We start from the raw sequence: 463 nt of genomic DNA on the forward strand, positions 1-463 counted from the left end.
CCGCAACGAAGCCAGTTAGGGTAGAACAGGTAACTAGGGCTAAGTCGTAACAAGGTAGCCGTACCGGAAGGTGCGGCTGGATCACCTCCTTTCTGGAGCAGTTCGACTCGTGAGTTCAATAATGTATTGCAGTAGTAATGGAATTACTATTGGTCTTTTCCTTCATTCAAATAATTTTGAATCCGAATACGGGCTTGTAGCTCAGGTGGTTAGAGCGCTACACTGATAATGTAGAGGTCCGTGGTTCGAGTCCACGCAGGCCCACTTGGCTTGGCCGGGTGGTCTGAAAAGTTCCGGATTCAGCAGTACAAACCGGCTAAACTCAATTGGAGCTTAGCTACGACATCACTAAACACCAGAGTGATACACGTTCTTTGACGTAAGGGGTAACAAAAACGAAGCGTAGCGCGCTTGTCCTTAGTAATAAGGTAAGCAAACCCTAGCGATGGGGTGCTACGAAAGC

1 tRNA gene and 1 rRNA gene are annotated in these 463 nt (G+C 47.9%); both read left to right on the forward strand.

The window, feature by feature from the left end:
• Window positions 1-92: ribosomal RNA gene (locus tag BEN47_RS02565) — 16S ribosomal RNA — on the forward strand; the annotation flags it as partial.
• A gap of 98 nt (window positions 93-190) precedes the next feature.
• A tRNA-Ile gene (locus BEN47_RS02570) sits at window positions 191-264 on the forward strand.
• The last annotated feature ends 199 nt before the right edge of the window (window positions 265-463 follow it).

It is taken from the genome of Hymenobacter lapidarius (assembly GCF_001816145.1).
Lineage (GTDB): Bacteria > Bacteroidota > Bacteroidia > Cytophagales > Hymenobacteraceae > Hymenobacter > Hymenobacter lapidarius.